Origin of the sequence: Serratia sp. B501, from assembly GCF_051172315.1 — a bacterium.
Classification (GTDB): Bacteria; Pseudomonadota; Gammaproteobacteria; order Enterobacterales; family Enterobacteriaceae; genus Serratia; species Serratia ureilytica.
In genome coordinates this window covers 78846-104512 of the sequence record NZ_JBPIZB010000010.1, presented here as the reverse complement: position 1 = coordinate 104512, position 25667 = coordinate 78846, and the positions used below count along the sequence as shown (strand labels likewise).

The 25667-nt window shown below is 60.6% G+C and carries 21 protein-coding genes; 15 read left to right on the top strand and 6 right to left on the bottom strand.

Going from position 1 to position 25667, the window contains the following annotated elements:
• Positions 1 to 204 precede the first annotated feature (204 nt).
• Complete coding sequence (gene argE / locus ACSBQV_RS22845; RefSeq protein ID WP_033631320.1) at positions 205 to 1350, top strand: acetylornithine deacetylase; 1146 nt, start codon at positions 205 to 207, stop codon at positions 1348 to 1350.
• A 261-nt stretch (positions 1351 to 1611) separates the two neighbouring features.
• Complete coding sequence (gene ppc, locus ACSBQV_RS22840; RefSeq protein ID WP_004931070.1) at positions 1612 to 4248, top strand: phosphoenolpyruvate carboxylase; 2637 nt, start codon at positions 1612 to 1614, stop codon at positions 4246 to 4248.
• A gap of 103 nt (positions 4249 to 4351) precedes the next feature.
• On the opposite strand, the gene metF is transcribed toward ppc, so the two are convergent.
• From metF to metB, 3 genes are all read right to left on the bottom strand, one after another.
• Positions 4352 to 5248, bottom strand: a complete 897-nt coding sequence (metF, locus tag ACSBQV_RS22835; protein ID WP_033645217.1) for a methylenetetrahydrofolate reductase — start codon at positions 5246 to 5248, stop codon at positions 4352 to 4354.
• Between the two features lie 228 nt (positions 5249 to 5476).
• Positions 5477 to 7912 (bottom strand): bifunctional aspartate kinase/homoserine dehydrogenase II, encoded by a 2436-nt coding sequence (locus tag ACSBQV_RS22830; protein ID WP_099784698.1) that lies wholly within the window; start codon positions 7910 to 7912, stop codon positions 5477 to 5479.
• Positions 7913 to 7914: 2 nt separating this feature from the next.
• The gene (metB, locus tag ACSBQV_RS22825) at positions 7915 to 9075 is read right to left on the bottom strand and encodes a cystathionine gamma-synthase (protein ID WP_099784700.1); all 1161 of its coding nucleotides are present in this window, start codon (positions 9073 to 9075) and stop codon (positions 7915 to 7917) included.
• Positions 9076 to 9379: 304 nt separating this feature from the next.
• On the opposite strand from metB, the gene metJ reads away from it, so the two are divergent.
• On the top strand, positions 9380 to 9697 hold the full coding sequence (gene metJ / locus ACSBQV_RS22820; protein WP_004931076.1) for a met regulon transcriptional regulator MetJ: 318 nt from the start codon (positions 9380 to 9382) through the stop codon (positions 9695 to 9697).
• Positions 9698 to 9774: 77 nt separating this feature from the next.
• Here metJ and rpmE read toward each other — a convergent pair whose 3' ends face one another.
• Positions 9775 to 9990, bottom strand: coding sequence for a 50S ribosomal protein L31 (rpmE, locus tag ACSBQV_RS22815; RefSeq protein ID WP_004931078.1), 216 nt, complete (start codon positions 9988 to 9990; stop codon positions 9775 to 9777).
• A 199-nt stretch (positions 9991 to 10189) separates the two neighbouring features.
• On the opposite strand from rpmE, the gene priA reads away from it, so the two are divergent.
• The 7 genes from priA to rraA all read left to right on the top strand — a co-directional run bounded on the left by priA (position 10190) and on the right by rraA (position 18258).
• Positions 10190 to 12385 (top strand): primosomal protein N', encoded by a 2196-nt coding sequence (priA, locus tag ACSBQV_RS22810; RefSeq protein ID WP_099784812.1) that lies wholly within the window; start codon positions 10190 to 10192, stop codon positions 12383 to 12385.
• Between the two features lie 291 nt (positions 12386 to 12676).
• Positions 12677 to 13705: a DNA-binding transcriptional regulator CytR gene (gene cytR / locus ACSBQV_RS22805; protein ID WP_025304661.1), complete on the top strand. Its 1029-nt coding sequence runs from the start codon at positions 12677 to 12679 to the stop codon at positions 13703 to 13705.
• A 65-nt stretch (positions 13706 to 13770) separates the two neighbouring features.
• On the top strand, positions 13771 to 14703 hold the full coding sequence (ftsN, locus tag ACSBQV_RS22800) for a cell division protein FtsN (protein WP_099784702.1): 933 nt from the start codon (positions 13771 to 13773) through the stop codon (positions 14701 to 14703).
• Between the two features lie 102 nt (positions 14704 to 14805).
• Positions 14806 to 15336 carry an ATP-dependent protease subunit HslV gene (gene hslV / locus ACSBQV_RS22795; protein ID WP_004931085.1) on the top strand — a complete coding sequence of 177 codons (531 nt, stop codon included), beginning with the start codon at positions 14806 to 14808 and terminating at the stop codon, positions 15334 to 15336.
• A 12-nt stretch (positions 15337 to 15348) separates the two neighbouring features.
• On the top strand, positions 15349 to 16683 hold the full coding sequence (hslU, locus tag ACSBQV_RS22790) for an HslU--HslV peptidase ATPase subunit (RefSeq protein WP_033645212.1): 1335 nt from the start codon (positions 15349 to 15351) through the stop codon (positions 16681 to 16683).
• A 96-nt stretch (positions 16684 to 16779) separates the two neighbouring features.
• Positions 16780 to 17697 carry a 1,4-dihydroxy-2-naphthoate polyprenyltransferase gene (locus ACSBQV_RS22785; protein ID WP_069099991.1) on the top strand — a complete coding sequence of 306 codons (918 nt, stop codon included), beginning with the start codon at positions 16780 to 16782 and terminating at the stop codon, positions 17695 to 17697.
• 75 nt (positions 17698 to 17772) lie between these two features.
• Entirely contained in the window at positions 17773 to 18258 is a 486-nt protein-coding gene (gene rraA / locus ACSBQV_RS22780; RefSeq protein WP_004931090.1) for a ribonuclease E activity regulator RraA, read from the top strand.
• 60 nt (positions 18259 to 18318) lie between these two features.
• Here the strand turns inward: rraA and zapB are convergent, their stop codons facing one another.
• Entirely contained in the window at positions 18319 to 18558 is a 240-nt protein-coding gene (gene zapB / locus ACSBQV_RS22775; RefSeq protein ID WP_004931092.1) for a septal ring assembly protein ZapB, read from the bottom strand.
• 524 nt (positions 18559 to 19082) lie between these two features.
• Here zapB and ACSBQV_RS22770 point away from each other — a divergent pair.
• From ACSBQV_RS22770 to glpX, 3 genes are all read left to right on the top strand, one after another.
• The gene (locus ACSBQV_RS22770; protein ID WP_004931095.1) at positions 19083 to 19928 is read left to right on the top strand and encodes an MIP/aquaporin family protein; all 846 of its coding nucleotides are present in this window, start codon (positions 19083 to 19085) and stop codon (positions 19926 to 19928) included.
• 42 nt (positions 19929 to 19970) lie between these two features.
• Positions 19971 to 21479 (top strand): glycerol kinase GlpK, encoded by a 1509-nt coding sequence (gene glpK, locus ACSBQV_RS22765; RefSeq protein WP_025304664.1) that lies wholly within the window; start codon positions 19971 to 19973, stop codon positions 21477 to 21479.
• A 129-nt stretch (positions 21480 to 21608) separates the two neighbouring features.
• Positions 21609 to 22619, top strand: a complete 1011-nt coding sequence (glpX, locus tag ACSBQV_RS22760) for a class II fructose-bisphosphatase (RefSeq protein WP_099784704.1) — start codon at positions 21609 to 21611, stop codon at positions 22617 to 22619.
• A gap of 194 nt (positions 22620 to 22813) precedes the next feature.
• On the opposite strand, the gene emrD is transcribed toward glpX, so the two are convergent.
• Positions 22814 to 23998, bottom strand: a complete 1185-nt coding sequence (emrD, locus tag ACSBQV_RS22755) for a multidrug efflux MFS transporter EmrD (RefSeq protein ID WP_033645209.1) — start codon at positions 23996 to 23998, stop codon at positions 22814 to 22816.
• A gap of 298 nt (positions 23999 to 24296) precedes the next feature.
• On the opposite strand from emrD, the gene ACSBQV_RS22750 reads away from it, so the two are divergent.
• Positions 24297 to 24908, top strand: coding sequence for a helix-turn-helix transcriptional regulator (locus ACSBQV_RS22750; protein ID WP_434991539.1), 612 nt, complete (start codon positions 24297 to 24299; stop codon positions 24906 to 24908).
• Between the two features lie 3 nt (positions 24909 to 24911).
• Positions 24912 to 25658 (top strand): ferredoxin--NADP(+) reductase, encoded by a 747-nt coding sequence (fpr, locus tag ACSBQV_RS22745; RefSeq protein WP_089192410.1) that lies wholly within the window; start codon positions 24912 to 24914, stop codon positions 25656 to 25658.
• Positions 25659 to 25667: the final 9 nt, after the last annotated feature.

Sequence of the window (25667 nt, the reverse complement as noted above, 5' to 3'; positions counted from 1 at the left end):
CTTCTAAACTGACGTGCGGTCGCTTGCGACCCAGGTAACAGGGCTAGCCAGCGTTGTTGCGCCGTTCACCCATGGAGCCAGGCGTTGATGCTTTTATAAACATCCGGGCATCGGGTTCCCTTACGCTTCGGCTTACTGTATTTTTATTCAAAATAAATGCATGAATATTGATACTATCCTAACCTAAGGCTGTCAACAGTGAAGATGAAATTACCTCCATTTATTGAGCTGTACCGGGCGTTGATCGCCACTCCGTCAATCAGCGCCACCGATGCCGGCCTCGATCAGAGCAATGAGGCGTTAATCAACTTGTTGGCCGGATGGTTTGCCGACCTGGGCTTTCGCGTCGACGTACAGCCGGTGCCGGAGTCGCGCCACAAATTCAACCTGCTGGCCAGCATCGGCGAAGGCAGCGGCGGCCTGCTGCTGGCCGGGCACACCGATACGGTGCCTTACGACGAAGGCCGCTGGACGCGCGATCCCTTCACCCTGACCGAGCACGACAACAAGCTCTACGGGCTGGGCACCGCCGACATGAAAGGCTTCTTCGCCTTTATTCTGGATGCGGTGCGCGATATCGACGCGAGCAAGCTGACCAAGCCGTTGTACATTTTAGCCACCGCAGATGAAGAAACGACGATGGCCGGCGCACGTTACTTCGCCGCCTCTACCGCCATTCGTCCGGATTTCGCCATCATCGGCGAGCCGACCTCGCTGCAGCCGGTGCGCGCGCACAAGGGCCACATGGCCAACGCCATTCGCATCGTCGGCCAGTCCGGCCACTCCAGCGATCCGGCGCGCGGCGTCAACGCCATCGATCTGATGCACGAGTCCATTGGCCGCCTGATGGAGCTGCGCAAAACCCTGCAGGAGCGCTACAACAATCCGGCGTTCGCCGTGCCTTATCCCACCATGAACTTCGGCCATATCAGCGGCGGCGACGCGGCCAACCGCATCTGCGCCTGTTGCGAACTGCACCTGGATATCCGCCCGCTGCCCGGCATGACGCTCGACAACATCAACGAACTGATGCATCAGGCGCTGGAGCCAGTGAGCCAACGCTGGCCGGGCCGCCTGACCATCGAAGAGTTGCACGCGTCGGTGCCGGGCTACGAGTGCCCGACCGACCACCGCATGGTGGCGGTGATCGAGGAGCTGCTGGGCACCCGCACGCAGGTGGTCAACTACTGCACCGAAGCGCCGTTCGTGCAACAGGTATGCCCGACCCTGGTGCTCGGCCCCGGTTCCATCGATCAGGCCCACCAGCCGGACGAATACATCGACACCGCGTTTATCGAACCGACGCGCAAACTGCTGGGCCAGCTGGTCAGTCACTTTTGCCGGCAATAAACCCGACATTTAACAGGGGAAATGCTTTATGCTTCCCCTAACTCAAAATAAGTAGAAGGCAGCGAAATAAGCCACGCTGATAACCCACGCGGCGTAATTAAATTTCAGAAAATGCGCCGATTTTGATGTTTTTTTGCTAAAAATAGTGTCAATTGACGATTGGACAGGAACGCGATGTGATCAGGCAGGCGGTCTGTGCCTGACGCGTGAAATTTATTTACAAGATAAAAATCATACATACAGAACTGGGTCAGGGGTTATATGAACGAACAATATTCGGCAATGCGCAGTAATGTCAGTATGCTCGGCAAATTGCTCGGCGATACCATCAAAGAAGCGCTGGGCGAGCATATTCTCGATCGCGTTGAGACCATCCGTAAGCTTTCCAAATCCTCACGCGCCGGCAACGAAGCGCATCGCCAGGAGCTGCTCTCCACCCTGCAGAACTTGTCCAACGACGAGCTGTTGCCGGTGGCGCGCGCCTTTAGCCAGTTCCTCAACCTGACCAACGTCGCCGAGCAGTACCACAGCATTTCGCCCAACGGCGAAGCCGCCAGCAACCCGGAAGCGCTGGCCCAACTGTTCAGCCGCCTCAAAGACAAAAAGCTCAGCGACAAAGAGCTGCAGCACGCGGTGTCGCAACTCTCCATCGAGCTGGTGCTGACGGCGCACCCGACGGAGATCACCCGCCGCACCCTGATCCACAAGCTGGTGGAGGTCAACACCTGCCTCAGCCAGCTCGATCACAACGATCTGGCCGACTACGAGCGCAACAAGATCATGCGCCGCCTGCGCCAGCTGGTGGCTCAGTCGTGGCACACCGATGAAATTCGCAAACACCGCCCTTCCCCGATCGACGAAGCCAAATGGGGTTTTGCCGTCGTGGAAAACAGCCTGTGGGAAGGCGTGCCGGCGTTCCTGCGCGAATTCAACGAACAGCTGGAAAACTCCATCGATTACAGCCTGCCGGTAGAAGCGGTGCCGGTGCGCTTCACCTCCTGGATGGGCGGCGACCGCGACGGCAACCCGAACGTCACCGCCGAAATTACCCGCCATGTGCTGCTGCTCAGCCGCTGGAAAGCCTGCGACCTGTTTACCCGCGATATCCAGGTGCTGGTCTCCGAGCTGTCGATGACTGAGTGCACCCCTGAGCTGCGCGCCCGCGCCGGCGGCGATGAGGTGCAGGAGCCTTACCGCGAAATCATGAAGCAGCTGCGCAGCCAGCTGATGAGTTCCCAGGCTTATCTGGAAGGTCGCCTGAAGGGCGAGCGCGTGCTGAAACCGCACGACCTGCTGGTGAACAACGAGCAGCTGTGGGAGCCGCTGTATGCCTGCTACCAGTCGCTGCAGGCCTGCGGCATGGGCATCATCGCCAATGGTCAACTGCTGGATACCCTGCGCCGCGTGCGCTGCTTCGGCGTGCCGCTGGTGCGCATCGACGTGCGTCAGGAGAGCACCCGCCATACCGAAGCCATCGCCGAGCTGACCCGCTATCTGGGGCTGGGCGACTATGAAAGCTGGTCGGAAGCCGATAAACAGGCGTTCCTGATCCGCGAACTGAACTCCAAACGCCCGCTGGTGCCGCTGAAATGGCAACCGAGCGCCGACACGCAGGAAGTGCTGGAAACCTGCCGGGTGATCGCCGAAGCGCCGCAGGGCTCGATCGCCGCCTACGTGATTTCGATGGCGCGCACGCCTTCCGACGTGCTGGCGGTGCACCTGCTGCTGAAAGAGGCCGGCTGCCCGTTCGCGCTGCCGGTCGCCCCGCTGTTCGAAACCCTCGACGACCTGAACAACGCCGACGACGTAATGACCCAGTTGCTGAACATCGACTGGTATCGCGGCTTCATCCAGGGCAAACAGATGGTGATGATCGGCTATTCCGACTCGGCGAAAGACGCCGGCGTGATGGCCGCTTCCTGGGCGCAGTACCGCGCGCAGGACGCGCTGATCAAAACCTGTGAAAAGGCCGGCGTGGCGCTGACGCTGTTCCACGGCCGCGGCGGTTCCATCGGCCGCGGCGGCGCTCCGGCGCATGCGGCGCTGCTGTCGCAGCCGCCGGGCAGCCTGAAGGGCGGCCTGCGCGTCACCGAACAGGGCGAGATGATCCGCTTCAAGTTCGGCCTGCCGGAAGTCACCATCAGCAGCCTGGCGCTGTATGCCGGCGCGATCCTCGAGGCCAACCTGCTGCCGCCGCCGGAACCGAAGAAAGAATGGCGGGCGCTGATGGACGACCTGTCCGAGACCTCCTGCCGAATGTATCGCGGCTACGTGCGTGAAAACCCGGACTTTGTGCCTTACTTCCGCGCGGCCACGCCGGAGCTGGAGCTGGGCAAACTGCCGCTGGGCTCGCGCCCGGCCAAGCGCAAGCCGAACGGCGGCGTAGAGAGCCTGCGCGCCATTCCGTGGATCTTCGCCTGGACGCAGAACCGCCTGATGCTGCCGGCCTGGCTCGGCGCCGGCGCCGGATTGCAGGAAGCGGTGAAAGCCGGCAAACAGGCGGAGCTGGAGGCGATGTGTCGCGACTGGCCGTTCTTCTCCACCCGCATCGCCATGCTGGAAATGGTGTTCGCCAAAGCCGACCTGTGGCTGGCGGAATACTACGATCAGCGCCTGGTGGATAAATCGCTGTGGCCGCTGGGCCAACAGCTGCGCGATCAGCTGGAAAGCGACATCAAGGTGGTGCTGACCATCGCCAACGATGCGCACCTGATGGAAGACCTGCCGTGGATCGCCGAATCCATCGCGCTGCGCAACGTCTATACCGACCCGTTGAACGTCTTGCAGGCCGAATTGCTGCACCGTTCGCGCCAGCAGGAGCAGCCAGACGCCCGCGTGGAGCAGGCGCTGATGGTCACCATCGCCGGCGTCGCCGCCGGGATGCGCAACACCGGCTAGTGAGCCTCATCGCGGCCCCGTTTACCGGGGCCGTTTTTTTATGTCCCCCCCACAAAAAAGGGCGCCGCGGCAAAGCGGCGCCCTTGTCAATGGAGCAAGCCCGTCAGGCGGCGGCCACCGGACGCACGCCCAGCGTGTGGCAGATGGCGTAGCTCATCTCTGCACGGTTCAGCGTATAGAAGTGGAAATCTTTCACCCCTTCGCGGCTCAGGATCTTCACCATGTCCATGGCGATGTTGGCGCCGACCATTTTGCGGGTCTCCGCATCGTCGTCCAGCCCTTCGAACATGCTGGTCATCCAGCTTGGCACCCGCACGTTGGTCATGGTGGCGAAGCGCTGCAGCTGCTTGAAGTTGGACACCGGCAGAATGCCCGGCACGATTTCCACGTCGATACCGGCGGCGACGCAGCGGTCGCGAAAGCGCAGGTAGCTCTCAACGTCGAAGAAGAACTGGGTAATCGCGCGACTGGCGCCGGCATCGATCTTGCGTTTCAGGTTAATCAAATCGGCCTGGGCGCTCTTCGCCTCCGGGTGCACTTCCGGGTAAGCGGCGACGGAAATGTCGAAGTCACCCACGTCTTTCAGCAGCGCCACCAGATCGGTCGCGTACATTTCCGGCTTGCCGCCGCCCGGCGGCAGATCGCCGCGCAGCGCCACGATATGGCGGATGCCGCTGTTCCAGTAATCGGTCGCGATGTCGCGCAGCTGCGCCGGGCTGGCATCGATGCAGGTCAGGTGCGGCGCCGCCTCCAGGCCGGTGCGTTCTTTGATCCCTTTGATGATGCTGTGGGTGCGATCGCGCTCGCCGGAGTTGGCGCCGTAGGTGACGGAAACGAATTTAGGTTTGAGAATGCTCAGACGATCGATCGACTGCCACAGGGTCTCTTCCATCTCGCTGGTGCGTGGCGGGAAGAACTCGAATGATACGTTAATCTGGCCGTTCAACTCCGCCAGACTCTGATTCAGCGCTTCCCGCTGGTTTGCGTGGAAAAAACTCATACCCTGCTCACCTCTTATCGATCACTGTTTTTATTTCATCTTGATGAGCGTCTATACGTTTAGACGTCTAGATAGAAAATGCCGCATGTTGGCTAAAGAGTCAACAGGAAAATGAGGGGAATAAGATGATTAATCCTCACCCGCTCAACGAGGGAATTTCATGATCGCGGCAAAGATAAGTATGGCAGGAAAAGCCAAGGGGCGCGGTGAGCCCGCGCCCGCAGAGGATTAAAGCAGCTGCGCCAATCGGTTAAGGTCTGACTGGATCGCGCCGGCGGTCACATCGCGGCCGGCGCCCGGCCCGCGGATCACCAGCGGATTATCGCGATACCAGCGGCTTTCGATGGCGAACACGTTGTCGCACGGCAACAGCGAGGCCAGAGGATGCTCAGGGCGCACCGCCTCCACGCCGACCCGCGCCTTGCCGTTGGCGTCGAAACGCGCCACGTGGCGCAGCACCAGGCCCATTTCGCTGGCGGCCTCAAAGCGCTGTTGCATCTGCTGATTCAGCGCCTCACCGTTCTCGAAGAACTGATCGACGGAGCCCAGCTCGCCCCCCGCCGGCACCAGCGACTCGACCCGCACCTGGTTCGGTTCGATGTCGTAGCCCGCCTCGCGCGCCAGGATCACCAGCTTGCGCATCACGTCCTGGCCGGAGAGATCGACCCGCGGATCCGGTTCGGTCAGCCCCTGCTGCCAGGCCTGATCCACCAGCTCGGTGAACGGCACCGTGCCGTCATACTGCAGGAACAGCCAGGAGAGCGTGCCGGAGAAGATACCGCTGATCGCCAGAATGCTGTCGCCGCTGTCGCGCAGATCGCGCACCGTATGGTTGACCGGCAGGCCGGCGCCGACGGTGGCGTTATACAGCCAGTGGCGGCCGGTTTTGGCGAAGGCGTCGCGTATTTGGCGATAGCTGTCGCTGCACGAGGCCCCCGCCAACTTGTTGGCGCTGATCACGTGGAAACCGTAGCTGGCGAAATCCAGATACTGCCCGGCCAGCTCTTCGCTGGCGGTCACGTCGAGCACCACCAGATCGTCGAACGGGTGCGCGCGCATCCACAGGAACAGCGATTCTTCATCCAGCTCCTGCGCTTCGTCCTCAAAGAATGCCAGCGCGCGGCTGGCGTCCAGCCCGTCATAGTTTAGCAGGCTGCGGCGGCTGTCCACCACCCCCGCCAGGATAAATTCGAAGCCGCTGCGCGCGGAGATATTGGTCTGCTCACGGGCGAACAGCTCCAGCCAGCGCGACCCGATATTGCCCTTGCCGAACAGCACCAGACCGATGCGCTTCTCGGCGCGGAACAGGCTTTGGTGCAGCCCCTGGATCAGCAGCGCGGTCGGCCCCTGGCGCAATACCGCCACCAGGCTGATGCCATCTTCCGCCTGCCAGATAAACTCGACCGGCTGATCTTTCAGCTGCTGATAGAAACGGTGGCTGTGCAGCGGGTTCTTGCACACCCCGGCGCCGACCATCGCCACCAGCGCCAACCCTTCGCGCAGGCGCAGCTCGCCTGGCAGCACCGCGGCCTGCAGCGTCGCCAGCGCGCTGTTGACCACCTCGGAGGTGTAGCACAGCTGCACCAGGTTGCGGTCTGGGTGGATGCCCACCGCCAGCGGTTTGATCTGCGCGCGCTTGAGCACCAGATCCAACTCTTTCTGCGCCAGTTTGAAGTCATGCTGAGCGGCAACGTGCAGTTCAATCAGGCACACATCGTCGTGGCTGGTGACAATCTTGGCGCCGGTGCCGGAAGCCAATACGCGCTCGATGCGCGTCGAGCCCTGCTCCGGCTGATAGCTGCAGCGCAGTTGAAGATCGATATCGCTACCGGAGACCGGCTGCAGGGTACGGGTATGCAACACCGGCGCAGCCAGACGCGCCAGCTCGCTGGCTTCGTCCAGACGCAGCAGCGGCAGCAGGCAGGCGTCTTTCACCTTGCGCGGATCGGCGCTGTAAACCCCGGCCACGTCGCTCCAGATGGTGACGCGCGCAGCGCCGGCCAGCGCGCCGACCTGAGTGGCGGAGTAGTCGCTGCCGTTACGCCCCAACAGCACGGTTTCCCCGGCGTCGTTGCGCGAAATGAACCCGGTCACCACCAGGCGTTTACCCGGGTGTTGGGCCATCAATTGTTGCAGCAGCGGGTAAGAACGGCCTTCATCCACCTGCGGCTGCGCGGCGCGCTCGGCGCGCAGGAAGTCACGCGCATCCAGCCAGGCCGCCTGCATGTCCAGGTGGTTGAGCACCGCCGCCATCAGGCGCGCCGACCAAATCTCGCCGTGCCCGACCACTTCGGCGTAGCACACCTCGTCGACATTGCCGTCCAGCAGCGCCGCCAGGCGTTCCAGATCCTGAATGAACTCGGCGATCAGCGGCTCGGCGCTTTCCGGCGGCAACAGGCCGCTGATAAGATCGCTGTGATAACGACGCAACGTCTGCTGCACCTGGTGCGCAGACAGGCGATCGCTCTGGCTGAGCTTCAGCCAGTTGATCAACTGGTTGGTGGTACTGCCGGCGGCCGATACCACCATCATGTCGCCCGGCTGGCTGTATTCCGCCATAATCCCGGCCACACGCAGATAACACTTCACATCCGCCAGACTGCTGCCGCCAAACTTGTGCAGTTGACGCCCGCTCACCGGCCCTGCTACAGCAATTGCATTCATGCTTACCTCGTTGCCGCCGCCTGGAAAGCGCGTTCCAGATCGGCAATCAAATCTTCACTGTCTTCAATACCCACGGAAATGCGCAGCAGGCTCTCGGAGATGCCGGCCGCTGCCCGCGCCTCCGCCGCCATGCCGGCGTGAGTCATGGTCGCTGCATGCGAGATCAGGCTTTCTACGCCGCCCAACGATTCTGCCAGAGTAAACAGCTCAAGGGCAGAGAGAAAACGGCGCAGCACCGCTTCATCGCCGTCCAGTTCAAAACTCAGCATCGCGCCGAAACCGCGCTGCTGACGACGGGCGATCTCATGCCCCGGATTCTCCGGCAGGGAGGGATGATACAGCTTTTTCACCAGCGGTTGCTGCTGTAAATAGTCAACAATCGCTTCAGCGTTTTGTTGCGCCGCCTTGATGCGCGGCGACAACGTGCGCATGCCGCGCAGCAACAGATAGCTGTCGAACGCGCCGCCGGTCACGCCGATGTTGTTCGCCCACCAGGCCAGCTCGACCGCCAGCTCAGGATCTTTGGCGATCACCGCGCCGGCCACCACGTCCGAATGCCCGTTCAGGTATTTGGTGCAAGAATGGACCACCAGATCGGCACCGAGTTCGATCGGCTGTTGCAGGGCCGGGCTGAGGAACGTGTTGTCCACCACCGTCAACGCGCCCGCCGCGTGCGCGGCAGCGCAGATCGCCGCGATGTCCACCACCCGCAGCAGCGGATTGCTGGGGCTTTCTATCAACACCAGCTTCGGCTTTTGTGCCAGCGCCTGTTGCAGGGCGGCCTCATTGCCTTGATCGACGAACAGCACGCGATAAGCGCCGCGCTTGCTCAGGCTGTCGAATAACCGATAGCTGCCGCCGTAACAGTCGTGCGGCGCCACCAGCATATCGCCGGGCTTCAGCAGTACGGTGGTCACCAGATGGATCGCCGACATCCCGCTGCCGGTCATCACCGCGCCGGCACCGCCTTCCAGCTCCGCCAACGCGCGCTGCACCACGTCGCGCGTCGGGTTGCCGCGGCGCGAGTAGTCATGAGCTCGGGGTTGATTGAAGTCGGTAAAGTTATAGGTGCTGGACAGATGAATCGGCGGGACAACGCAGCCGTACTGTTCGTCGTCGTTCAGGCCGCTGCGTACGGCAATCGTGGCTGGTTTACGCGTCATGGGCTCGCTCGGCTCTCGGTTCGGTGAATGAGGCCTAAAGAGTAATCGCAGGATTGATAGACGTCAATACATCTGGACATCTAAACTTCTTTGCGTATAGATTGAGCAATGACACAATACCCGCTAAAATTATGCCGATATGACATTACGATAAGATGTTAAGCGGCAATGCCTGGCCGAAGCGGGGCATTCAGTGACCCTGGTCGCGTAAAATTGACATTTATTTAGTGAGAACAGTGAAGATCGGGCATAATTGGCCGGTTTTTAGAATTTTGTAATTTTTCTGACAAAGTTAAGGTGTCCCATGGCTGAGTGGAACGGCGAGTATGTCAGCCCTTACGCTGAACACGGTAAAAAAAGCGAGCAAGTCAAAAAGATCACGGTATCCATTCCGCTGAAGGTCCTGAAAATCCTCACCGACGAACGGACCCGTCGCCAGGTGAACAACCTGCGCCACGCCACCAACAGCGAACTTCTGTGCGAAGCGTTTCTGCATGCCTTTACCGGCCAGCCGCTGCCGAACGATGAAGACCTGCGTAAAGAGCGCAGCGATGAAATCCCGGAAGCCGCAAAAGCGTTGATGCGCGAACTGGGTGTCGATCCCGATACCTGGGAATATTGAGAACCGCCCGGCGAACGCCGGCGGCAGAAAAGAAAAAAGGCGCCCAGGGCGCCTTTTTCATCGGTCGATAAGAAATCTTATTTCTTAGCGCCTGGTACGCTGAAACGCTTGTTGAAGCGGTCAACGCGGCCACCGGTAGCAACATCACGCTGCTTGCCAGTGTAGAACGGGTGGCATGCGCCACAAACGTCCAGGTTCAGATCGTGGCCCACGGTGGAGCGGATCTTCATCACGTTACCGCAAGAGCAGTTAGCAGTAACTTCTTCGTATTTTGGGTGGATACCTTGTTTCATGGGAAACCTCAGTTAAGGCCGTGTCGCTATCCAGCCCTGTTTCGCCAGACACCACACGTGGTTGATAATAGAATTTTGGTATCGAATTATACCAAAGGCGGCAAATTATACAGCATTAGTCAGGGCGCGCAATCGGAACCGTACATTTGCCGATGCGCCGTGTAAACTGATGCCCACTTTTTTCAATTTGGATGAGATCATGCCCGTCGTACACGTTGCTTTGCCGGTCCCCCTCGCCCGCACCTTCGACTATCTGCTGCCGCCCGGCATGCAGCCGGTGGCCGGCGCGCGCGTGGGCGTGCCCTGGGGCAGGCAGCATGCAATCGGCATCGTCACCGGCTGCAGCGACACCAGCGAACTGCCGTTAGACAAACTCAAACCGATCGACAGCGTGATCGACACGGAATCGCTGTTCTCCCCCAGCCTGTGGCGCATCCTGCGCTGGGCCAGCGATTACTACCACTATCCCATCGGCGAAGTGCTGTTCCACGCGCTGCCGATCCTGCTGCGCCAAGGCAAACCGGCCGAGGCCGCGCCGCTGTGGCAGTGGTTCGCCACCGAAGAGGGGCGCGCCACGCCGCCCGAAAGCCTGAAACGCGCGCCGAAACAGCAGCAGGCGCTGGCGGCGCTGTTGCAACGCCCGGTCTATCGCCATCAGGTCAGCCAGCTTGAGCTGACGGAAAGCGCCCTGCAGGCGCTGCGCGCCAAAGGGCTGATCGATCTGCGCGCTCAGGTCGCGGCCACGCAGGACTGGCGCCCCAACTTTGCGGTGCTCGGTGAGCGGCTGCGGCTGAATACCGAACAGGCCACCGCCGTCGGGGCGATCCGAAGCGAAGATGAGCAGTTTGCCGCCTGGCTGCTGGCCGGGGTCACCGGCTCCGGCAAGACCGAAGTGTATCTCAGCGTGCTGGAGAACGTGTTGGCCAAAGGCCGGCAGGCGCTGGTGCTGGTGCCGGAAATCGGCCTGACGCCGCAAACCATCGCCCGCTTTCGCGAGCGCTTCAACGCGCCGGTGGACGTGCTGCACTCCGGGCTGAACGACAGCGAACGGCTGGCGGTTTGGCTGCGCGCGCGCAGCGGCGAAGCCGCCATCGTCATCGGCACCCGCTCGGCGCTGTTCACGCCGTTCCGGCAACTGGGCGTTATCATCATCGACGAAGAGCACGACAGCTCTTATAAACAGCAGGAAGGCTGGCGCTACCACGCCCGCGATCTGGCGGTGTTCCGCGCCCGGGAAGAAGATATCCCGATGGTGATGGGCTCCGCCACGCCGGCACTGGAAACGCTGCACAACGTGCAGCTGGGCAAATATCGCCAGTTGAAGCTCACCCAGCGCGCAGGCAACGCCAAACCGGCGGCGCAGCACCTGATCGATCTGAAAGGGCTGCCGCTGAAGGTCGGCCTGTCGCAACCGCTTTTGAAAAGCATGCAGCACCATTTAAAAGCCGGCAATCAGGTGATGCTGTTCCTCAACCGCCGCGGTTACGCCCCGGCGCTGCTGTGCCACGAGTGCGGCTGGATCGCCGAGTGCCAGCGCTGCGATCACTATTACACCTTCCACCAGCATCAGCGCCAGCTGCGCTGTCACCACTGCGACAGCCAACGACCGGTGCCGCACCAATGCCCGCAGTGCGGCTCCACCCACCTGGTATCGGTCGGCGTCGGCACCGAACAGCTGGAACATGAGCTGGCGCCGCTGTTCCCCGACACGCCGATCACCCGCATCGATCGCGACACCACCAGCCGCAAAGGGTCGCTGGAGCAGCACCTGGCGGATATTCATCGCGGCGAATCGCGCATTCTGATCGGCACGCAAATGCTGGCCAAGGGCCACCATTTTCCCGACGTCACGCTGGTGGCGTTGCTGGACGTGGACGGCGCGCTGTTCTCCGCCGACTTCCGCTCCGCCGAGCGTTTCGCTCAGCTCTATACCCAGGTCTCCGGGCGCGCGGGGCGAGCGGGCAAACAGGGTGAAGTGCTGCTGCAAACCCACCACCCGGAGCACCCGTTATTGCAGGTGCTGCTGCAACAAGGTTACGACGCCTTCGCCAAACAGACGCTGGCGGAGCGCAACAGCGTGTTTCTGCCGCCCTACACCAGCCACATCATCGTGCGCGCCGAAGATCACGATAACCAACAGGCCCCGCTGTTCCTGCAGCAGCTGCGCAATCTGTTGGAGGCCAGTCCGCTTAAGGACGACTCGCTGTGGGTGATGGGCCCGGTGCCGGCGCTGCAGTCCAAACGCGGCGGCCGTTTCCGCTGGCAGCTGCTGCTGCAGCATCCGACACGGCGCGTCCTGCAACAGCTGATGAAAAGCTCGCTGCCGCTGATCGGCACCCTGCCGCAAACGCGCAAGGTGAAATGGACGCTGGATGTCGATCCGATCGACAGCTGATCCCGGAAAAGTCCGATTTAGCTGCCGTCATGCAAACGTTTACCCTTTAAATTGCGAGCGAACGCTAAAAAACCTTCTCAGGTCACATTTTTTATGCAAATTAGGTAACAAAGGCGGGGCGTATTCTGTTTAGAATGTCTGCGAGGGCAAATTTTGTCGCCACATCGCAGCGCGACGGAGTGCTCGAACGCGAGTGGCGCTCAATGACAACAATCCCGCCACCGCATGCCGGACATTGTGAGCAAACAGCAGTAGTGGCGTCGGCATGGGGCTGACGCAAGGAGAAAGGCGTTGGAACACAAGAAAGAGTTATCCATGGCGACCATGAAAGACGTCGCCGAAATGGCGGGCGTTTCAACGGCTACCGTATCGCGTGCGCTGATGAATCCGGAAAAGGTGTCAACGCCAACGCGTCAGAAAGTGGAACAGGCCGTGCTGGCCGTGGGTTATTCTCCTCATGCTCTGTCACGCAATATCAAACGCAACGAATCTCGCACCATCCTGGTGATCGTGCCCGACATCTGCGATCCGTTTTTCGCGGATGTGATCCAGGGGATCGAACAGACCGCCGCCCAACAAGGCTATCTGGTGCTGATCGGCGACTGCGCGCAGCAGAACCAGCAAGAACGCACCTTCGTCAATCTGATCATCACCAAACAGATCGACGGCATGCTGCTGCTGGGCTCTAATCTACCGTTCGACGCCAGCAAGGAAGAGCAGCGCAACCTGCCGCCGATGGTGATGGCCAATGAGTTCGCGCCCGAGCTGGAACTGCCGACGGTGCATATCGACAACCTGACCGCCGCCTTTGAAGCCGTGCATTATTTGCATCAATTGGGGCACCGGCAGATCGCCTGCGTCGCCGGGCCGGAACAGATGCCGCTGAGCCATTATCGGCTGCAAGGTTATGTTCAAGCGCTACGCCGTAATGGCATTACCGTCGAAAGCAGCTATATTACCCGGGGTGATTTTACCTACGAAGCCGGCGCGCAAGCGCTGACCCAGTTGATGGCTCAGCCGAAACCGCCGACGGCGGTGTTCTGCCACAGCGACGTCATGGCGATCGGCGTGCTGTCCCAGGCGAAGAAAATGGGGCTGCGGGTACCGCAGGATCTGTCGATCGTCGGCTTTGACGACCTCAAGCTGGCGCAGTATTGCGATCCGCCGCTGACCACGGTGGCGCAGCCGCGCTTCCAGATCGGCCAGCAGGCGATGTTGTTGCTGTTGGAGCAGTTGAACGGCCAGACGGTGGCCAGCGGCTCCCGACTCTTGGACAGTGAATTGATTATCAGAGGCAGCACCGCTGCTCCGAAACGCTAGTCAAATATTTTAGGGTTCAGTAACATGACGGACTTATCCTCTCATCAGGACACAGCGGAATAATAGTGGCACAAAAAGACTATGTAAGCCGTGGGCGCGCAGCAGGAGCTAAGCGCAAAACCCCCAGCCGTAAAAAACGCAGTTCTCCGAAGGTTTCCAAAACCGTGCTGGCGTTAGCCGTCGCGTTGCTGGTTGTCTTTGTCGGTGGCCTCTATTTCATTACGCACAACAAGCCGGAAGACGCGCCGTTGTTGCCTGCGCACACCACTCGCCCAGGCAACGGCCTGCCGCCGAAGCCGGAAGAGCGCTGGCGCTATATCAAAGAGCTGGAAAACCGACAGATCGGCGTGCAAACCCCGACCGAACCGACGGCCGGCGGCGAGCTCAATTCCAAAACTCAGCTGACCGCCGAACAACGGCAACTGCTGGAGCAGATGCAGGCCGACATGCAACAGCGCCCGACGCAGCTGAATGAAGTGCCGTATAACGATCCGGGCCAGGCCAACGCGCGCGGCAACCGCCAGCAGCAGATGCAACAACCGCAAATGCAGCAGCAGCCGGTACAGCAACAGCAGCAGGTCACTCAGGCGCCGCGCAACCCGTTCAACAACGGGGCCACCACCGCGCCGGTGCAGCAGCACCAGCAGCCGAAGCAAATCACCCCGCCGCCGGCGCAGGTGAAACAGCCTGAGCCGAAGCCGCAACCGAAGCCGGAGCCCAAACCGGAAGTGAAACAGGAAACGGCCAAGCAGGACACCAAACCGGAATCGAAACAGAAGTGGATGGTGCAATGCGGTTCGTTCCGCGCCACCGATCAGGCTGAATCCGTGCGTGCGCGCCTGGCGTTCGAGGGCATCGAGAGCCGCATCACCGCCGGTGGCGGTTGGAATCGCGTGGTGCTCGGCCCCTACAGCAGCCGCGCCGCAGCGGACAAAACCCTTTCGCGCCTGAAGGGCGTCGGCATGTCGAGTTGCATTCCCCTCTCCGTTGGGGGTTGAAAAGCGTCAATCCCCCCCCATCTATACTCTCAATATGCCTCGTAGCGTCTGCGAAAGCAGGCGCTGCGGGGACTTCTTTCCGTCTTTAACGAGGGTCTGCTCGTGACAACAATTGTAAGCGTACGCCGCAACGGCCAGGTCGTCATCGGTGGTGATGGCCAGGCAACCCTGGGTAATACGGTGATGAAGGGTAACGTCAAGAAAGTGCGTCGCCTGTATAACGACAAAGTGATCGCCGGTTTCGCCGGTGGCACCGCTGACGCCTTCACGCTGTTTGAACTGTTTGAACGCAAACTGGAAATGCATCAGGGCCACCTGGTGAAAGCCGCCGTCGAGCTGGCGAAAGACTGGCGCACCGACCGCATGCTGCGCAAGCTCGAAGCGCTGCTGGCGGTCGCCGATGAAACCGCCTCGCTGATCATCACCGGCAACGGCGATGTGGTGCAGCCGGAAAACGATCTGATCGCCATCGGCTCCGGCGGCCCGTACGCCCAGGCCGCCGCCCGCGCCATGTTGGAAAATACCGAGCTGAGCGCCCGCGACATCGTTGAGAAATCCCTCAACATCGCCGGCGACATCTGTATTTACACCAACCATTTCCACACCATTGAAGAATTGCCTTCCAAAGCGTAAGGATCGAATACCATGTCTGAAATGACCCCGCGCGAGATCGTCAGCGAACTGGACAGCTATATCATTGGCCAAAACAAGGCCAAACGCGCTGTCGCCATTGCCCTGCGCAACCGCTGGCGCCGGATGCAGCTCAACGAGATGCTGCGTCACGAAGTGACCCCGAAAAACATTCTGATGATCGGCCCGACCGGCGTCGGTAAAACCGAAATCGCCCGCCGTCTGGCGAAGCTGGCCAACGCGCCGTTCATCAAGGTTGAAGCCACCAAGTTCACCGAAGTAGGCTATGTGGGCAAAGAAGTGGACTCCATCATCCGCGATCTGACCGATGCCGCCATCAAAATGGTGCGCATGCAGTCGATCGAGAAAAACCGCACCCGTGCCGAAGAGTTGGCCGAAGAGCGCATTCTCGACGTGCTGATCCCGCCGGCCAAAAACAACTGGGGCCAGCCGGAAGAAGGCCAGGAACCGTCCGCCGCCCGCCAGGCATTCCGCAAGAAGCTGCGCGAAGGCCAGCTGGATGACAAAGAGATCGAAATCGATCTGGCCGCCGCGCCGATGGGCGTGGAAATCATGGCGCCTCCGGGCATGGAGGAGATGACCAACCAGCTGCAGTCGATGTTCCAGAACCTCGGCGGCCAAAAGCAAAAACCGCGCAAGCTGAAGATCAAAGAAGCCTTCAAGCTGCTGGTGGAAGAAGAAGCCGCCAAGCTGGTGAACCCGGAAGAGCTGAAAGAGCAGGCGATCGAAGCGGTTGAGCAGCACGGCATCGTGTTTATCGATGAGATCGACAAAATCTGTAAGCGCGGCGGCCAAAGCTCCGGCCCGGACGTTTCCCGCGAAGGCGTGCAGCGCGATCTGCTGCCGCTGGTGGAAGGCTGCACCGTGTCCACCAAGCACGGCATGGTGAAAACCGACCACATTCTGTTCATCGCTTCCGGCGCGTTCCAGACCGCCAATCCGTCGGATCTGATCCCGGAACTGCAGGGCCGTCTGCCGATCCGCGTTGAGCTGCAGGCGCTGACCACCGAAGACTTCGAGCGCATCCTGACCGAGCCGAGCGCGTCGCTGACCGAACAGTACAAAGCGCTGATGGGCACCGAAGGCGTCAATATCGAGTTCACCGCCGACGGCATCCGCCGCATCGCCGAAGCCGCGTGGCAGGTCAACGAAAGCACCGAGAACATCGGCGCGCGTCGTCTGCACACCGTGCTGGAGCGTCTGATGGAAGATATTTCCTACGATGCGAGTGAAATTAATGGCCAATCCATTACAATTGATGCGGATTACGTGCGCAGTCATCTGGATGAACTGGTGGCGGATGAAGATTTGAGTCGTTTTATCCTATAATCGCTCAATCATTGTCTTGTCAGTCATCTGTGTGGGAGGCATTGCCTCCCACAATTATTTCTAACGGACACCGCAACTTACTGACAGAAGCGAAACATGAGCTCATCAACCTCCACCACCCCGATTTCCGCCTGGCTCGAAAGTCTACGCCCCCGCACCCTGCCGTTGGCCTTTGCCTCCATCGTGGTCGGCTCGGCGATCGCCGCCTGGCACGGCAGCCTGAAACCTGAAGTGGCGCTGCTGGCGCTGGTGACCGCCGGTCTGCTGCAGATCCTCTCCAACCTGGCGAATGACTACGGCGATGCGGTCAAAGGCAGCGACAAAGAAGATCGCATCGGGCCGTTGCGCGGCATGCAAAAGGGCATGATCACCCAGGCGCAGATGAAACGGGCGCTGGTGGTGACGGTAGTGCTGATCGCCATCGCCGGCTGTTCGCTGATCGCCGTCGCCTGCGAGCAACCCAGCGACGTGGTGGGCTTCCTGGTGCTGGGTGGGCTGTCTATCGTGGCGGCCATCACCTACACCGTCGGCAACAAACCCTACGGGTATTTGGGGCTGGGCGACATCTCGGTGCTGGTGTTCTTCGGCTGGCTGAGCGTGGCCGGCACCTACTATCTGCAGACGCACACCTTCGACAGCGTCGTGATGCTGCCGGCCACCGCCTGCGGCCTGCTGGCGACGGCGGTGCTCAATATCAACAATCTGCGCGATATCGAAAGCGATCGCGAAAACGGCAAGAATACGCTGGCGGTGCGTCTCGGCCCGCACAAGGCGCGCATTTACCACGCCCTGCTGCTCAGCGGCGCGGTGCTGTGTTTCGCGCTGTTCACGCTGTTCAACCTCCACAGCCCGTGGGGTTGGCTGTTCGTGCTGGCGATCCCGCTGCTGGTGCGCCACGGCCTGCGCGTGCTGCGCGATCCGACGCCGGTAGGCATGCGGCCGATGCTGGAGCATATGGTCAAGGCGGCGTTGCTGGCCAACCTGCTGTTCGCCATCGGCGTGGCGCTCAGTTAAAAACTGATGATTTTGCCAACAGGGCGAATAAAGGGATATACTGAACATTCCTGCGGCAAACAGACGTAAAATCCTATGAAATACGATACTTCCGAACTTTGCGACATCTATCATGAAGAGGTGAACGTTGTTGAACCTCTGTTCTCCAATTTTGGCGGGCGTACTTCATTTGGCGGGCAGATCACCACGGTGAAATGCTTTGAGGATAACGGCCTGTTATTCGATCTGCTTGAAGAAAACGGTCGCGGCCGCGTGCTGTTGGTCGACGGCGGCGGTTCGGTACGCCGGGCGCTGATCAACGCCGAACTGGCGCGCTTGGCCGCCCAGAACGAATGGGAAGGCATCGTGGTGTACGGCGCGGTGCGCCAGGTGGACGATCTGGAAGAGCTCGACATCGGCATTCAGGCGATGGCGGCGATCCCGGCGGGTGCCGTAAGCGAAGGCGTGGGCGAAAGCGATATCCGCGTCAACTTCGGTGGCGTCACCTTCTTCTCCGGCGACCACCTGTATGCCGACAACACCGGCATCATCCTCTCCGAAGACCCGCTCGACATCGAGTGATTTTCGGACATGAAAAAGGGCGCCTCAGGCGCCCTTTTCGTTGCTGCATGGCGTAAGGAATCAAACCTCTTCCATTTTGCCCAGCAGCGCGCGCAGGCGATCTTGCCATACGTGCTGTTCTTCTTTCAGCTGTTGGTTTTCGCGCACCAGCGCTTCGTGGTTGCCGGAGGCAGCCTGAACTTCCTGCGACAGAGAGTTGTTTTTGTCTTTCAGCTCTTCAATTTCCATCTGCAACAAGGTGATGGTATCAATCGCCTGCTGTACTTTTGCTTCCAGTTTCTCAAATACTTCAAATGACATGCTTCAGTCCCCTCATGATAGCAAGGCGTACATCTATAAGTAGCGGCCGCAACGTCGGCTGCAGCTACTGCGAATATTGCATCGCGCTCAGTGACGCGCGCCGTTACGGAAGGCGCGCCAGTCTCGATTCGTTAAAAACGATTGTAAGTAGCCAGTCTCCGCCTGTCTAGCAACATACCGGATCATCGCGCAGTCTGTTGCAATTTTCCTGCCCTCGCCATCAGTAAAAACTGAAAATCCCCGCCGCCGCCGCCGCGAGTTGTTAATGCCCCTCGCCAAACCACTGGTCAGATCACACTTTTATGGCTCAGAAAGAACACTGAACGACGCGAAATCGCTCAATTTTATGACGCGCCACACACATTTTGATTTCGCTATTTCTCGTTTATGTTCGTTAACGATAAATTTACATCACGTCCTCATTCAATAATTGGACGAGATGAAAAAAACTGTGCCCATAGGTCAGATGTATACCTGGCTGAGCCTATAAACCAACAACCGCCGTTTTGCAGGACACCAACATTATGAGCCAAACCACCAGTCCGACATTAAAAGGCCAGTGCATCGCCGAGTTCCTCGGCACGGCGCTGCTGATCTTCTTTGGCGTAGGCTGCGTTGCCGCACTGAAACTGGCGGGCGCCAGCTTCGGCCAGTGGGAAATCAGCATCATTTGGGGCCTCGGCGTCGCCATGGCCATCTATCTGACCGCCGCCATTTCCGGCGCGCATCTCAACCCGGCGGTCACCCTCGCCCTGTGGCTGTTCGCCTGCTTCGACGGGCGCAAAGTGGTGCCTTACATCATTGCGCAGATCGCCGGCGCCTTCTGCGCCGCCGCCCTGGTCTACGGGCTGTACTACAACCTGTTCTTCGACTTCGAAGCGGCTCACCATATGGTGCGCGGCAGCAACGAAAGCCTTGAACTGGCCGGCATCTTCTCGACTTACCCTAACGCGCACATCTCCGTCGGCCAGGCATTCCTGGTAGAAATGGTGATCGCTGCGATCCTGATGTGCCTGATCCTGGCGCTGACCGACGACGGCAACGGCATTCCGCGCGGCCCGCTGGCGCCGCTGCTGATCGGTATTCTTATTGCCGTGATCGGCGCCTCCATGGGACCATTGACCGGCTTTGCGTTGAACCCGGCGCGTGACTTCGGGCCGAAACTGTTCGCCTACCTGGCCGGCTGGGGCAAAGTCGCCTTCACCGGCGCGCGCGACATCCCGTACTTCCTGGTGCCGATCTTCGCCCCTATCGTCGGCTGTGGCCTGGGCGCTTTCGGTTACCGCGCGCTGATTGGCCGCCACCTGCCGTGCGACGTCTGCGTGACGGAAGAAGAGCCCGACGCCAAGACCCAGCAGCGTAAAGCGTGATGGGTGCAGTTTTAAACGGTTAACAACAGCAGGATAATTACCATGACTGTAGAAAAAAAATACATTGTCGCACTCGACCAAGGGACCACCAGCTCACGCGCCGTCGTGCTCGATCACGACGCCAACATCGTTGCGGTATCGCAACGCGAATTCCCGCAGATCTATCCAAAGGCCGGCTGGGTTGAGCACGACCCGATGGAGATCTGGGCGTCGCAAAGCTCGACGCTGGTAGAAGTGCTGGCGAAGGCCGACATCAATTCCGATCAGATCGCCGGCATCGGCATCACCAACCAGCGCGAAACCACCATCGTCTGGGAAAAAGAGACCGGCAAGCCTGTCTACAACGCCATCGTCTGGCAGTGCCGCCGCACCGCCGACATCTGCGAGAAGCTCAAGCGCGACGGCCTGGAAGAGTACATCCGTCACAACACCGGCCTGGTGGTTGACCCCTACTTCTCCGGCACCAAGGTGAAATGGATCCTGGACAACGTCGAAGGCGCCCGCGAGCGCGCCAAGCGCGGCGAACTGCTGTTCGGCACCGTCGATACCTGGCTGGTGTGGAAGATGACCCAGGGGCGCGTACACGTCACCGATTACACCAACGCCTCACGCACCATGATGTTCAACATCCACGAGCTGGACTGGGACGAACGCATGCTGGAAGTGCTGGACATTCCGCGCGCCATGCTGCCGAAAGTCCGTCCTTCCTCCGAGGTATACGGCCAGACCAACATCGGCGGCAAGGGCGGCACGCGTATTCCTATCGCCGGTATCGCCGGCGACCAGCAAGCGGCCTTGTACGGCCAGCTGTGCGTTCAACCGGGCATGGCGAAGAACACCTACGGCACCGGCTGCTTCCTGCTGATGAACACCGGCAAAGAAGCGGTGCGCTCGAAAAACGGTTTGCTGACCACCATCGCCTGCGGCCCGCGCGGCGAAGTGAACTATGCGCTGGAAGGCGCGGTGTTCATCGGCGGTGCGTCTATCCAGTGGCTGCGCGACGAGCTGAAACTGATCAGCGACGCCGCCGACTCCGAATATTTCGCCACCAAGGTGAAAGACAGCAACGGCGTCTATGTGGTGCCGGCCTTCACCGGCCTGGGCGCGCCCTACTGGGATCCGTATGCCCGCGGTGCCATCTTCGGCCTGACCCGCGGCGCCAACAGCAACCACATCATCCGCGCCACGCTGGAATCCATCGCCTTCCAGACGCGCGACGTGCTGGACGCCATGCAGGCCGACGCCAACACCCGCCTGCAATCGCTGCGCGTGGACGGCGGCGCGGTCGCCAACAACTTCCTGATGCAGTTCCAGTCCGATATCCTCGGCACCCGCGTAGAGCGCCCTGAAGTGCGTGAATCGACGGCGTTGGGCGCCGCGTTCTTGGCGGGCCTGGCCATCGGCTACTGGAACGATCTGGATGAAGTGAAGAGCAAAGCGGTGATTGAGCGTGAATTCCGCCCAAGCATCGAAACCACCGAACGCAACTACCGCTACAGCGGCTGGAAAAAAGCGGTGGCTCGCGCGCAGGCATGGGAAGATCACGATTAAACCCAGCCTTGCCGTTACCCCCAAATTGCGCTGCCTGCGGGCGGCGCTTTTTTTTGCCCCGCCCCGCCGCCGCCGCGCTGTGATAGACTTTGCCGATATTTTCTTCCCTTTCTCACAGACAGGTTTGCCATGAAACGTGAATTAGCCATCGAATTTTCCCGCGTTACCGAAGCCGCCGCGCTGGCGGGCTACAAATGGCTGGGACGCGGCGACAAGAACGCCGCCGACGGCGCGGCGGTCCACGCCATGCGCATCATGCTCAACAAGGTGGATATCGATGGCCGCATCGTGATTGGCGAAGGCGAGATCGACGAAGCGCCGATGCTGTATATCGGCGAGCAGGTCGGCAGCGGCCAGGGCGACGCGGTCGACATCGCGGTCGATCCGATCGAAGGCACCCGCATGACCGCCATGGGCCAGTCCAATGCGCTGGCGGTCTTGGCGGTGGGCGATCGCGGCACCTTCCTGCACGCGCCGGACATGTACATGGAGAAGCTGGTGGTCGGCCCGGCGGCGCGCGGCGCCATCGATCTCAATCTGCCGCTGGCGGAGAACCTGCGGAACGTCGCCGCGCGGCTGGACAAACCCTTGTCACAGCTGACGGTCATCGTGTTGGCCAAACCGCGCCACGACGGCGTCATCGCGCAGATGCAGCAGTTGGGCGTGCGGGTGTTCGCCATTCCTGACGGCGACGTGGCGGCCTCCATTCTCACCTGCATGCCGGAAAGCGAGGTCGATGTGATGTACGGCATCGGCGGCGCGCCGGAAGGGGTGATCTCCGCCGCGGTGATCCGCGCGCTGGACGGCGACATGCAGGCGCGTTTGCTGGCGCGCCATGAAGTGAAAGGCGACAGCCCCGAGAACCGCCGCCTCGGCGAGCAGGAGCTGGCGCGCTGCCGTGAGATGGGCATCGAGGCCGGTCAGGTCTTGCGCCTGGACCAGATGGCGCGCAACGACAACGTCATCTTCTCCGCCACCGGCATCACCAAGGGCGATTTGCTGGAGGGCATCAGCCGCAAGGGCAACATGGCCACGACCGAAACGTTACTGATCCGCGGCAAGTCGCGCACCCTTCGCCGTATCCGTTCAACCCACTATCTGGATCGCAAAGACCCGGCGCTGCACGAGTTTCTGCTGTAACGAAACAGGGCGCCGAAGGGCGCCCTGATGATTGATGACAAACCTCATGCCCTTGCCGGGTTGGCAGAGAGCAGCGAATAGAAAACAAGGAAAATCAATTCATTGATTTTCGGCTGATCCCCGCAAAGGGGGGAAAAACCACGCTTTTTCTCCCCTTTGTCAACGGTATGAGGGCGCCGAATGGCTCCCTGTCGTTATGCGGTGTGTCCCTGATGCTGCATCCGGTTGGACAACGGCCACCAGCACAGCAGGATCAGCACCGCCATCGCGAACATCAGCAAGCCGAGGCTGAACTGCCCGGTTTGCGGCAGCATGGCGGAAAGCCAGGTCGCCAGACCGGAGCCCATGTTCTGCATGCCGCCCACCAACGCGCCCGCCGCGCCGGCCAGATAGGGGAACGGCTCCATCGCCCCGGTGGTCGCCAGCGGGAACAGCATGCCGGCGCCGAAGAAGAACAATGCAGCCGGCACGATCAGCGTCCAGATGTTCATTACGCCGAACCAGCCCGGGATCCACATCATCGCTCCCGCCAGCAGGCAGCTAATCACCGAATGCCACATCAGCGTATGGAAGGTCTTGCCGTCGCGCCCGGCGTACCAGGCGCCGAAAAACGCCGCCGGGATCGGCAGAATGAACAGGATGCTGACGGTCAGGCCGCTCAGCCCCAACACACCGCCCATCAACACGCCGCAGCTGGCTTCAAATACCGCAATCCCCGCCAGCGCGCCGATCAGCATCACCAGATAGCAGCTGAAGGTGCTGTCGCTCAGCAGCTGGCGGAAACTGGCCAGCATGCGGCGTTTTTCTGTCTGGACCGGACGGGTCTCCGGCAGCCAGCGGAACATCGCGAAGGCGACGCAGGCGCACAGCGCCAGCAGGAAGGCGTAACAGGCTCGCCAGCCGAACACCATCGCCAGCGCGCCGCCGATCACCGGCGCCAACAGCGGGCTGACCAAAATCCCCATATTCAGCAGGCTGTTGGCATAGCGCAGCGCGGTGCCGGCATACAGATCGCGCGGCATGGTGCGCGCCATCACGCCCGCCACGCCGGTGCCCATGCCCTGGATGGCGCTGGCGGCGACCAGCATCGTCAGGTTGGTGGACAGCAGCGCGCCCAGCGCCCCCACCAGGAAGATCATCATGCCGGTCAGGATCACCGGACGACGCCCGATACGATCCGATATCGGCCCGTAAATCAGCTGGGAGAAACCGTAGGTCAGCAAATACGCCGCCATCACCCGCTGCACGGCGCCGGTGCGCACCGACAGATCGTGAGCGATGTCAGCAATAACGGGAACATAAATGGTTTGCGCCATCTGGCCGACGGCGACCAACAGGATAAGCATCACCAACAGGTGAAAGTTCTCTAGTTTTCTCATTATCTTCGTTAACGTTTCAACTCGTCACAGCGTCCCGGTATGGCCGTTGCAGCAGCCAGAACGGCGAGCAGCCCTCTATGGCGGCATAAGCTAATCAAATCTGATTTTTTTAGCGAGTTTCAGACAAATATTGATCCAGGTCACACTGGCAGCAAACCCGACCAGGCTCGTAAATTAAACTGTACGTCTAACGCTTTGGGGGTAAAAATTAGCGCGTTTGCAGTAGCTGCGCTTTAGCATTTAATCGATAATTATTTTCATCAACTTGAAATAAAATAACACCATAGGGATTTGGTTCATGAAAACACCTGAGCTGATTTTATTGCAGTTAAAGGCTCTCGGCCCGCACTCCGCCAAAATGCTGGCGGAGCGTCTGGACATCACGCCGATGGGCATCCGACAACATCTGCAATCCCTGGAAAAACGTGAGCTGGTTTGTTACGAAGAAGCGCGCAGCAAGGTCGGCCGCCCGACGCGCTACTGGTCGCTGACCGAGCGGGGGCACGCCTACACGGCCGACGATCAGGAGCGACTGCGGGAATCCGCGCTGCAGCTGTTTGGCGGCGCCGGCGTGGAACCGTTGCTCATCGCGCGCGAAGAGCAGCTTTATCTGCGCTATGCCGAAGAGCTGTCCGCCGAGCGCAGCCATCAGGATCGGCTAACCCGCCAGGTTCGCCTGCGGCAACACGACGGTTACATGGCCGAATTGCTCGATCATCCGCACGGTGCGCTGCTGGTGGAAAACCACTGTCCGATCGGCGTGGCCGGTTCCAACTGCAGCAGCCTGTGCAATTCCGAGCTGCAGCTGTTTCACCGGCTGTTCGGCAACGACTACCGGGTAGAGCGCACCGCGCACGCCATTTCCGGCTCACGACATTGTGCTTATTTGATTCGACCACGGGAGCTTTAGAGTATGGCTGAATGGGTAAACGGCAAGGTTACGCAGGTAAAACAATGGACCGACGGGCTGTTCAGCCTGGTGGTCAATGCCCCCATCGATCCTTTCACCGCCGGGCAATTCGCCAAGCTGGCGCTGGAGATCGACGGTGAACGGGTGCAGCGCGCCTACTCCTACGTCAATGCCCCCGATGACGCCAACCTGGAGTTCTATCTGGTCACGGTGCCGGAAGGTAAACTGAGCCCGCGCCTCAATCAGCTGCGGCCGGGATCGGACCTGATGGTGACCAAAGAAGCCGCCGGCTTCTTCGTGCTGGACGAGGTGCCCGACTGCGACACGCTGTGGATGCTGGCGACCGGCACCGCCATTGGCCCCTATTTATCGATTCTGCAGCAAGGCACCGGCCTCGAGCGCTTTAACAACCTGGTGCTGGTGCACGCCGCGCGTTTTGCGCGCGACCTGAGCTACCTGCCGCTGATGCAGCAACTGCAGCAACGCTACAACGGCAAGCTGCGCATCCAGACCGTCGTCAGCCGTGAAGAGACGCCCGGCTCACTGACCGGCCGCGTGCCGGCGCTGATCGAGGACGGCCGACTGGAAGCGGCGATCGGCTTAACCATCGACGCCGAAACCAGCCACGTGATGCTGTGCGGCAACCCGCAAATGGTGCGAGATACGCAGCAAACGCTGAAAGACCAACGCCAGATGCGCAAGCACCTGCGCCGCAAGCCGGGCCATATCACCAGCGAACACTACTGGTAACCCGGCGGG

Coding starts and splice junctions, on each gene's coding strand:
- argE (WP_033631320.1), top strand. CDS start 205: ATGAAATTACCTCCATTTATTGAGCTGTACCGGGCGTTGATCGCCACT.
- ppc (WP_004931070.1), top strand. CDS start 1,612: ATGAACGAACAATATTCGGCAATGCGCAGTAATGTCAGTATGCTCGGC.
- metF (WP_033645217.1), bottom strand. CDS start 5,248: ATGAGTTTTTTCCACGCAAACCAGCGGGAAGCGCTGAATCAGAGTCTG.
- ACSBQV_RS22830 (WP_099784698.1), bottom strand. CDS start 7,912: ATGAATGCAATTGCTGTAGCAGGGCCGGTGAGCGGGCGTCAACTGCAC.
- metB (WP_099784700.1), bottom strand. CDS start 9,075: ATGACGCGTAAACCAGCCACGATTGCCGTACGCAGCGGCCTGAACGAC.
- metJ (WP_004931076.1), top strand. CDS start 9,380: ATGGCTGAGTGGAACGGCGAGTATGTCAGCCCTTACGCTGAACACGGT.
- rpmE (WP_004931078.1), bottom strand. CDS start 9,990: ATGAAACAAGGTATCCACCCAAAATACGAAGAAGTTACTGCTAACTGC.
- priA (WP_099784812.1), top strand. CDS start 10,190: ATGCCCGTCGTACACGTTGCTTTGCCGGTCCCCCTCGCCCGCACCTTC.
- hslU (WP_033645212.1), top strand. CDS start 15,349: ATGTCTGAAATGACCCCGCGCGAGATCGTCAGCGAACTGGACAGCTAT.
- ACSBQV_RS22785 (WP_069099991.1), top strand. CDS start 16,780: ATGAGCTCATCAACCTCCACCACCCCGATTTCCGCCTGGCTCGAAAGT.
- rraA (WP_004931090.1), top strand. CDS start 17,773: ATGAAATACGATACTTCCGAACTTTGCGACATCTATCATGAAGAGGTG.
- zapB (WP_004931092.1), bottom strand. CDS start 18,558: ATGTCATTTGAAGTATTTGAGAAACTGGAAGCAAAAGTACAGCAGGCG.
- ACSBQV_RS22770 (WP_004931095.1), top strand. CDS start 19,083: ATGAGCCAAACCACCAGTCCGACATTAAAAGGCCAGTGCATCGCCGAG.
- glpK (WP_025304664.1), top strand. CDS start 19,971: ATGACTGTAGAAAAAAAATACATTGTCGCACTCGACCAAGGGACCACC.
- glpX (WP_099784704.1), top strand. CDS start 21,609: ATGAAACGTGAATTAGCCATCGAATTTTCCCGCGTTACCGAAGCCGCC.
- emrD (WP_033645209.1), bottom strand. CDS start 23,998: ATGAGAAAACTAGAGAACTTTCACCTGTTGGTGATGCTTATCCTGTTG.
- ACSBQV_RS22750 (WP_434991539.1), top strand. CDS start 24,297: ATGAAAACACCTGAGCTGATTTTATTGCAGTTAAAGGCTCTCGGCCCG.
- fpr (WP_089192410.1), top strand. CDS start 24,912: ATGGCTGAATGGGTAAACGGCAAGGTTACGCAGGTAAAACAATGGACC.